This window comes from Rhizobium sp. SEMIA 4085 (genome assembly GCF_013004495.1).
Lineage (GTDB): Bacteria > Pseudomonadota > Alphaproteobacteria > Rhizobiales > Rhizobiaceae > Rhizobium > Rhizobium gallicum.
The window spans coordinates 1-8821 of sequence record NZ_JABEPH010000257.1; the positions used below are offsets into that span (position 1 = coordinate 1).

Here is an 8821-nt window from a genome sequence, read left to right on the forward strand (position 1 = left end):
GACCAGGATCGAGGTCAAAGACGAGCCTCCCTGGCACTTCTGGCTGCTGCGGCTCGCAATTCCAAGGATGCAGTTCGACAGCGCCGATCTGAGCGACGGCAGCCAAACCCTCGATCCGGTCGATCTGCAGATATGGCTTCTTGTCACCGAAGACCTTGACCAGTTCGAGAAGCCTCGAGGTGCCAGGCATGGCATGTCGCTGGAAAAACTGCTCGCCACCGATCCCGTCGGGGGCGCGGATAATGGAGCAGGGCCGCCCTTTGATGTGCTCGATCATCCAGGAGCCGACGGCTTCGTAATAGCGGGCCAACTCTTCCTTGGTGACGGATCCCTTGTCATTGGCATCCGGCCACAGCGGCTTGTCCGGGTTGGGGATCAGCACGCCCATCACGTCCGCCTTAACACCCTTCCGTCGCGTCGACCTGGCCGCCGTGGCTACCAGCGCCGGCCCCGGCAGGTCGGTTTTAGAAGGATTCGCCGGCCGTTCGGCCACGACTTCCTTGGCCGGCTTGTCATCGCGCAGTCCCTTAAAAGCAGCCTGGCGGATAAGGCCGTCGGCGGTCCAGCCTGCGAATTCGATTTCCGCCACGAGTTCGGGCTTCAGCCAAGTCACTTCCGCCCCCTTCTTCGGCGCGCCGATGCCAGTAAAGGGCGAATTCGTCGTCTCGAGCGCCTTCAACTTCGGAAGCAGCGTTTCCACTTTCTTCGCGCCATATCCCGTACCGACGCGGCCGACATAGACGAAGTGGTCGCCGTGGTAGACGCCGACCAACAAGGATCTGAACTTGCCATTCGTCTTGGCATAAGCGCCGAGCACGACCTCGTGGCCGGCGCGACATTTGGATTTGGCCCAGGTCTCTGTTCGGCCGGATTGGTACGGCGCGTCCACCTGTTTTGAGATGATGCCTTCCAGCGACAGCTTGCAGGCAGATCTGAGGACCGCGTCGCCGTCAGTCTCGAAATGCTCGACAAACCGGATGCGGGGATTGTCGCCTGCCTCCGCCAGCAGGCTCTGCAACCGCGCCTTCCGATCCGCAACTGACAGAGATCGCAAATCCTCACCACCGTCGTAGAGAAGATCGAATGCGAAGTAGACGAGATCCCCGGCTTTGCCTTCCGAAAGCGCCGCCTGCAGAGCCGCGAAATCGGGCGCACCATTCTCGTCGAGGGCGCAGATCTCACCATCGATAATTGAATCGGGCAGTGCAGATGCCGCCTCGCCTATTTCGCGATATTTGGCTGTCCAGTCGAGGCCCTTTCGGGTCTTCAGTGTCGCCTCACCGTCCAGCACGCGCATCTGGATCCGGTAACCGTCGAACTTGATCTCGTGGATCCAGCCCTTGCCCACGGGAGGGCGCTTCAGGGTCTGACAGAGCTGTGGCGCGACGAAATCAGGCAGGTCGACAGGCGAAACCGACGCCTTGCCGGCTCGCACATCCGATTTTCGCTCGTCAGCGGCCAGCCCTTGATGGCTGTCCCAGACCGCATCAGCCTGAACGTCGCCTCCCGCGACGATGAATGGTTTGGGCTTGCGCCCTTTGCCAGCGGCGATCATCTCCATTGTTCGGCCGGAGGCGACTGATGTGTCATTCTCCTCCAGGATCGCCGCGCCATTCTCCTCGACCGAGAAGGCGTCATGGTGCTTGATCAGCAGCCAGTTGGTTCGCTTACCACGTTCGCGATCGTTGCCCATGCGCACCAGCACGAAGCCGCCATGCAGGCGTTTGCCTTCAAGGGTGAATTTGAAGTCGCCCTTTTCCAGAGCTTGCTTCGGGCTCTTCTTTCCTTCCGGCTTCCAATAGCCACGGTCCCATAGCATCACAGTACCGCCGCCATACTGGCCTTTCGGGATAGTCCCTTCGAAATCGCCATAATCTAGTGGGTGGTCCTCCACCTCGACCGCCAATCGCTTGTCGTGCGGGTCGAGAGACGGGCCTTTCGTGACGGCCCAGGACTTGAAGACCCCATCGAACTCGAGCCTCAGATCATAGTGAAGGCGGGTCGCGTCGTGTTTCTGGATGACGAAACGAGGGCGATTGCTGCGCGCAATGCGCCCTTCACCGCTGGGCTCAGCCGTCCTTTGAAAATCGCGCTTCGATCGATAGGTCGATAGTTTATCACTGGCCATGGTTGTTCCCGAAAACAGCTCCGACAGCGAAATGCTGGTTGGCAGCTGGAAGTTCCATGGTGGCGTTCCTCCAGCCGATCATCGCAAAACAGGAAGCTTGTACCAGGCCTCGTCTCTTCGGAGACGAGGCCGTCGCTGACGCCCTAGACAATGGCTGCCCGTACTGGCCGGGCCGGGTGGATGGCCGGCCTTCTCTTCCACGGGACCATGACGGCAGGCATGCCGGCTTCGAGACAAGCCGCCAGGAATGCCTCGCGCGCGATCACAGCGGGAATGGTTCCGTTGAGGGCACCCCGGCACGTCTTCAGCGCGCGTTCATGGCGCTCTCCGTGGCGCAGTGGCCATTCGTTTTCGAGAAAATCCAACGCGTCGTAAGCGCCTGTGAAGGTCCGCTCCAAACCGCATTGCAGCCGAATCCTCACCGGCCGGGTCCATGGAACATCGTTGAGCGGCATCTCTTCCTCCTTTCATGCCACCAATGATCCTGACGAACTGATATTGGGAGTTGTCTCCGACTGTTCAAGACCGTAAGGCCAACCAGATCATCGCGCCGTCGTTCAGGCAACCTGCACGGTTCCGTCAGCCGATCTCGCGGAAGGTAATGGAATAGCGAAGCTGCTCGACGGGCGGGATGGAGTGCTCCCATTCGCTTCGGGCGGGACCCGAGAGCAGGTAAACGGAGCCCGGCTCGGCAATCACCGAGACACGCTCCCAGTTCGGGCCGGCGCGACGCCTCAACCTGAAAGTACATGGCGATAGCAATGAAACACCGATGACCCTGCCGAACACTTTTTTGTCCTTATGCCAGCCGATCGGCGCGCCCGGCGCATATTCGGTGATCAGCGCCTGTTGCAATCCATCGGGTTCAACACCGGCGAAATCTGCCGCAAGGGTGCGCACGGGCAAAAGGAACGGCGGGACGTCGTCAATGCGCCTCACCCGCTCCCTGTCGAAGTCATACTTCCAGCCGTAGGAGATGACCTTTCGTTTGCCTTCAAAGCCATGAAAGTCGAACGGTTTCAGCGGCAATTGTCTTATCTCTCGAAGCAGATCCGACTGGACCGCCTCGGGAACGACGGCGGGTTGATAGCGCAATCCCTCGGGCAATCGCGTCTCCGCTTCAGCAAACAAGTCTCCTTGCGGCGAAATTCTCATGGTCAGTTCCTCGCCGGCGTGTCAGTGGACACTCGGCGTTTTGACGACTGCGGCGAAATCTTCTGCCACCAGTTCGCTGATCGCAATAAGAACTTCCTCGGCCGAGAAGCCAGAAGCGATCGTAGTGCGGATAAGATCCTTCAGATCAGGCTCGACGACATCACGGCAATCATCGAGCCGCTCATGCGAGATTGTTATGCTGTGCAATTCTTCCATTGTTCGACCTTTCAAGGTTTCGGCTGCCGGCTCAGTGTGCCGGCGGGATCATACGGGCAGACGCTTGTCGCATGGCGATAGGCAGGAGGCCCTCGCGCAGCATCTTCTTGCGGACTACCTTTTGCCATCAGGTAATCGACAGGGCTCCTTCATGAACCCGACGCTCCCAGGGGCTTCATCTCGAGGAACTGGATCTTCTTTTTCACCGCGCGGATGGCCTGTTCGAGATCGCTGTCTATGACGATGACCTGCATCTGCTTGTTCCTTATCATTGTGGTTTATGTTCAGCCGATGCTTGGCAATGATCGCCTCCAGTTCCCTGCGCGTGAGAAGGCAGGGGGGCGGCTTCCAGTTGTTGTCCGGCCGAGCGACGACCTCACCGCGCTCGCACCTTCATGGCCGCAGGCGCGGCAGCAATGCTTGTCTTGTTCAATCGAGTACCTTAGCAGCACAGGGGGCCACACGTCGGCTACCCTTTGACACGCGGATTGTCGACGTCATCAGAACGCAAGCCGCGCGGTATGGGATTATGTTGGTGATTGCCAAAAGATAAGAGGTGACCGTCTGCATTACAAGGCGTTGCACAGCTGCGGACCTAGATGGTTGAATGGAGGCTCAATCCCGCACGGGATTGGAGAAGCGGTTTCAACGGCAGCCACGCTCCGAGGAAGAAGCGCGTGGCTGTCTGACGACCAAAGCGTTGGTGAGCGTCGGTGCCGCAGACAAAGCGTTATACTCGGCCCAAACGACCAATACAAACCCCTTATGTGGACGGCCCCCGACTCGCAAGATATTTCGAGATAATTTGACCAGATCGCTTGCGTCCATATGTCCGGCCTGTTGTTGCGTCCGCACATGAACGCTGGCCAAGATGGTTTCCGCAACACAGGTCCCAAACATCAAGGCGGCCTTGAGGAGCCAAAGGGATTTCCGGAGTATCCTGTGTCCCGGATCGATCGATCACACCATCTGCTATTATCCTGCAAGTTGTTGTATCACCAACACGTGGTGAAGATCAGGATATCCAGGGTTCTTGCTCGCCAATCTTCATGTGGCGCATCCCGTCAAAGCTGCTCCTGATTGTGCGCTGTATGTTTGCCCAGAGATCATGAGTTTCCAGGCTATGCGCGCCATCTTGTTGGCAAGTGCGACAGCTGCCAGTTTAGGCGGCTTACGTCTGAGCAGTTCCGCCAACCATTGAGAAGCCTTACCAGATCGCCGCGCGTGATGAATGACAGCGGTTGCTCCTGCCACCAAGACGGCCCGCAGAGCTTCATCGCCGGCTCGGGTGATACCACCGAGCCGCAGCTTGCCGCCGGTCGAGTGATCTTCTGGCGTCAACCCTATCCAGGCTGCGAACTGGCGGCCAGACTGGAACAGCTCCGGAGCGGGTGTCTTCATGATCAAAAGAGCCGAACCGATTGGGCCAATGCCGGGAATGGTGTTGAGACGTCTGCTGCGTTCGTCGTTACGCTGCCATGCCTTTACCTTGGCCTCCACATCCGCAATCTTCTTTTCCAGTTGAGCGTATTCCTCGGCCTGGCTCATGAACAATTCCTGTGCGAGCTCTGGCACAGTCGCGTCGGCCTGTATCCTTTCAAGCAGCATAGGGATATGTGCCAGCCCCTTGGCTGCGGAGACACCAAACTCATTGGCGTAGCCCCGGATTGCGTTGGCGAGTTGGGTGCGGTTGGCGATGAGGCGGGTACGGACGCTGATCAGCATGAGTGCCGCTTGTTCATCAGCTGTCTTCACCGGAACAAACCGCATCGTTGGGCGGCTCATTGCCTCGCAGAGCCCTTCGGCGTCAGCTGCGTCGTTCTTGTTCCGTTTGACGTAGGGCTTGGCAAGTTGTGGTGCGATCATTTTTACCTCATGCCCGAATGAGGCGAGCAGCCGTGCCCAATGATGCGAACCACCACAGGCCTCGATCGCGCCCAAAGTTGGCGGGCAGGTAGTGAAGCAGTCCGGAACGTCCTTGCGTCGCATTTTCTCACGCAAGACCGGCTTCTCTCCAGCATTCACGCCATGCAACTGAAAAACATGTTTTGACGTATCCATGCCAATACGAATAATCTTGTCCATGGGCGGCCCCTTCGATTGAGATCTTAACAGCTCATTCTGGCACATTTCGATGCCGTTCAGGGGCCGTCCACTCCAACATAAAAGGATCGAAACTGGAGCCTCGCTCACTGCGATTGAACGTGAACTTCAGCGCCGGCCTTAAGCACATTTTATTGTCACAACTGCTTCAGAATGATTTCCGAAGCCTTCTCGGCGATCATAATCACCGGCGAGTTCGTGTTGCCGGAGACAATCTTCGGCATGATAGAGGCGTCGACGATACGCAATCTATCGATCCCGTGCACGTTCAGCGTCGGATCCACCACCGCCAAGGTGTCATTTCCCATCTTGCACGTGCCGACTGGGTGAAAAATGGTCGTCGCGATGTCGCCCGCCCTGCGGATCAGTTCCTCGTCGCTGTCGTACTCCCGACCGGGAAGGACTTCCTGCGGCCGGAAGCGCGCCAGCACCTTCGTTTTCATAAGGCTGCGAGCGTGGCGGATGGACTGTGCCGCCAGAATCCGGTCGCCGCCGGTGGAGAGGTAATTCGGGCGGATTTCTGGCGGGTGCGCCGCGTCGGGCGTCGTCACATGCACCGTGCCGCGGCTTTCGGGCCGGAGATTGCAGACGGACACCGTTACAGCCGGATAGCGATGGAGCGGTTCGCCAAGCCGATCGGTGCTGAGCGGTTGGACATGGTACTCGAGATTGGCCGTCGCGACGGCCGGATCACTCTTGGCAAAGATACCGAGCTGGCTCGGCGCCATGGAGAGCGGGCCGGACCGGCTGATGGCATATTGCAAACCCATGCCGGCGCGGCTGAAGAGACTGTGATAGAGTTGGTTCAGTGTGCGCGCGCCTTCTATCTTGAAGATCGTGCGGATCTGAAGGTGGTCCTGAAGGTTCTCTCCGACACCCGGAAGGTCGTGGTGGATGGGAATTCCGTTGGCGGAGAGCACCTCCGGCCGGCCTACGCCCGACAGCTCCAGGATCTTCGGTGAGTTGATCGCTCCAGCCGATAGCACGACTTCTCGGGATGCGCGAGCGACGCAGAGGCGGCCGCGATGCTGGAAGCGCACGCCGGTGACCGTCTTTCCGTTGAATTCAAGTCGTTCAGTTTCGGCACCTGTGAGCAGGCGCAGATTCGTGCGTTTCATCGCCGGCCGCAGGAACGCTTTTGTTGTGTTCCAGCGCACGCCGCCGCGCTGGTTGACCTCGAAATAACCCGAACCCTCGTTGTCACCGTCGTTGAAGTCGCCGGTCTTCGGAATGCCGAGCTCTTCCGCCGCGTCGCGAAAGGCGTCGAGGATCGGCCAGGAGAGGCGCTGGCGTTCGACGCGCCATTCGCCGCCGGCGCCGTGCGTGGCGGACTTGCCACGATAGTTATCTTCTGACTTCAAGAAGTACGGCAGTACGTCGTCCCAGCCCCAGCCCACATTGCCGGCCTGCCGCCAGTCGTTGTAGTCGGCGGCTTGGCCGCGCATATAGATCATGCCGTTGATCGACGAGCAGCCCCCAAGCAGCTTGCCGCGCGGATAGTTCAGCGCGCGGCCGTTGAGGCCGGCTTCCGCGGCCGTCTTCATCATCCAGTCGGTGCGCGGGTTGCCCATGCAATAGAGATAGCCAATTGGCACATGGACCCAATGGTAGCGATCCGAGCCGCCGGCTTCGAGCAGCAGGACCCGGTTCTTCGGATCGGCCGACAGACGGTTTGCCAGGACGCATCCGGCCGAGCCGGCACCCACGACGATGAAATCGTAGATGCCTTCGTCCACCGGCATTTCAGTGCCATGCATGTTCATGCCGCAGCTCCCGCCACCTGGTCCTTGGTTGCCGAAAGCCGCCGCCAGAGGGGGGTCATCGCTTCGGCAATATCCTTGTACAGCGCATAGCGCCTGTTGTAGTGCGCCGTCAGCGCATCGTTCGGCTTGTAGTGCCGTTCGACCCGCACCATGGCATTCGCCCCTTCCGTGAAATCTGCAAAGAGGCCGACGCCCGTTCCCGCCGCAATCGCCGCGCCCAATGCGCCCGTTTCCCGCGAGACAGCGACGGAAACGGGCATACCCAGCACGTCGGCGAATATCTGCGGCCAGAGGCGGCTGCGCGATCCGCCGCCCGACAGCACGGCCTCGTCGAAGATGGCGCCCGCCTTGCGGATCGTCTCGATGTGCTGGCGATGCCCGAAGGTGACGCCTTCCAGAAGCGCGCGAACCAGGTGCCCCTTGCCATGCCAGCCCGCAACCCCATAAAAGCCCGCCCGCGCATGGCCGTCCTGCTGGGCGCCGTAGAGGTAGGGGTGGTAGAGTGGATCGTCGGACGCCGGTTCGATCGCAGCCGCTAAAGCGCAGCAGGCGTCGAAGGGCGATACGCTCTCCTGATGTTCTCCCTCGAAGAACTCCCGTACCAGCCATTCGAGATTGGCGGCCGAGGTCGCGCTGTTTTCCATCGCCATGTAACGGCTGCGGTCGAAGGTCGCGGACATGAAGACCGGCCCGTCGAGGGCGGGGCGATCGATGATCACCTGGTTGATGCTCCACGTGCCTGCGATGATCGAGGCGCTGCCGGTGCGCGAGACGCCCGAGCCGAGTGCTGAGGCGACGACGTCGAACAATCCGCCGATGACAGGCGTGCCGGCTGCAAGGCCGGTTTGCGCTGCGACCTCTCCAGTCACGGTGCCAGCGATGTCGGCGCTTTCGATGAGCGGCGGCAGCAGGTCCATGCAGTCGGCCAGCCCATAGGCAGCCATCAGCGTCCGGTCGTACCGGCGGGCGGCGAGATCGAGCAGGCCGGCACCTGACATGTCGGAGACCTCGCTGACGCGACGGCCGGTCAGACGGTTGACGACGAAATCCTTGGAGAAGAACACCGTGCCGATGCGCTCGAAGAGCTCGGGCCTGTGCCGCTTCAGCCAGGCAAGAAGCGTTGGCGTCTGCGAGGGCCAGGGGCGCTGGCGGCCGATCGGATAGGTCCGGTCGCCCACGCCTTCCGCCGCCCATTCTTCGACGAGACCTATCGCCCGCGTGTCGAGCGACTGGATGGCGAGGAGCGGTTCGCCGTTCCGGTCGAGCGCATAAAGCCCGTTGCCATGGCCAGCACAGCCGATTGCCGCAATATCGGCCGCCACGATACCCGCCTTGTCCACACAGGTGCGGATGACACGCTTGGCATGGGCCCAGAGATCGCCGAGATCGCCCTCGACATGGCCGGGGTGTGCCATGCGGCGGGGGCCCCCCTCCCCCGCAGGCGCCAGTAGCCGGC

Annotated in this window: 7 protein-coding genes; all 7 read right to left on the bottom strand. The window is 60.5% G+C overall.

Going from position 1 to position 8821, the window contains the following annotated elements:
* Positions 1 to 2128 (bottom strand): DNA ligase D (gene ligD, locus C9413_RS22290; protein WP_170250921.1); only part of this gene is annotated, 2128 nt, incomplete at its 3' end.
* Positions 2129 to 2271: 143 nt separating this feature from the next.
* On the bottom strand, positions 2272 to 2583 hold the full coding sequence (locus C9413_RS22295) for a DUF982 domain-containing protein (protein ID WP_040114972.1): 312 nt from the start codon (positions 2581 to 2583) through the stop codon (positions 2272 to 2274).
* A 124-nt stretch (positions 2584 to 2707) separates the two neighbouring features.
* On the bottom strand, positions 2708 to 3283 hold the full coding sequence (locus C9413_RS22300; protein ID WP_040114971.1) for an alpha-ketoglutarate-dependent dioxygenase AlkB: 576 nt from the start codon (positions 3281 to 3283) through the stop codon (positions 2708 to 2710).
* Between the two features lie 21 nt (positions 3284 to 3304).
* On the bottom strand, positions 3305 to 3499 hold the full coding sequence (locus C9413_RS22305; protein WP_040114970.1) for a hypothetical protein: 195 nt from the start codon (positions 3497 to 3499) through the stop codon (positions 3305 to 3307).
* 1047 nt (positions 3500 to 4546) lie between these two features.
* Positions 4547 to 5584 (bottom strand): IS110 family transposase, encoded by a 1038-nt coding sequence (locus tag C9413_RS22310; RefSeq protein ID WP_170250922.1) that lies wholly within the window; start codon positions 5582 to 5584, stop codon positions 4547 to 4549.
* Positions 5585 to 5739: 155 nt separating this feature from the next.
* Complete coding sequence (locus C9413_RS22315; RefSeq protein ID WP_133938328.1) at positions 5740 to 7359, bottom strand: GMC family oxidoreductase; 1620 nt, start codon at positions 7357 to 7359, stop codon at positions 5740 to 5742.
* 2 nt (positions 7360 to 7361) lie between these two features.
* The coding region (locus C9413_RS22320) for an FGGY-family carbohydrate kinase (protein ID WP_170250923.1) at positions 7362 to 8821 on the bottom strand (1460 nt) is incomplete at its 5' end.

What these genes read in the sequence shown, in the direction of transcription:
- C9413_RS22295 (WP_040114972.1), bottom strand. Translation starts at nt 2,583, where the DNA reads ATGCCGCTCAACGATGTTCCATGGACCCGGCCGGTGAGGATTCGGCTG.
- C9413_RS22300 (WP_040114971.1), bottom strand. Translation starts at nt 3,283, where the DNA reads ATGAGAATTTCGCCGCAAGGAGACTTGTTTGCTGAAGCGGAGACGCGA.
- C9413_RS22305 (WP_040114970.1), bottom strand. Translation starts at nt 3,499, where the DNA reads ATGGAAGAATTGCACAGCATAACAATCTCGCATGAGCGGCTCGATGAT.
- C9413_RS22310 (WP_170250922.1), bottom strand. Translation starts at nt 5,584, where the DNA reads ATGGACAAGATTATTCGTATTGGCATGGATACGTCAAAACATGTTTTT.
- C9413_RS22315 (WP_133938328.1), bottom strand. Translation starts at nt 7,359, where the DNA reads ATGCATGGCACTGAAATGCCGGTGGACGAAGGCATCTACGATTTCATC.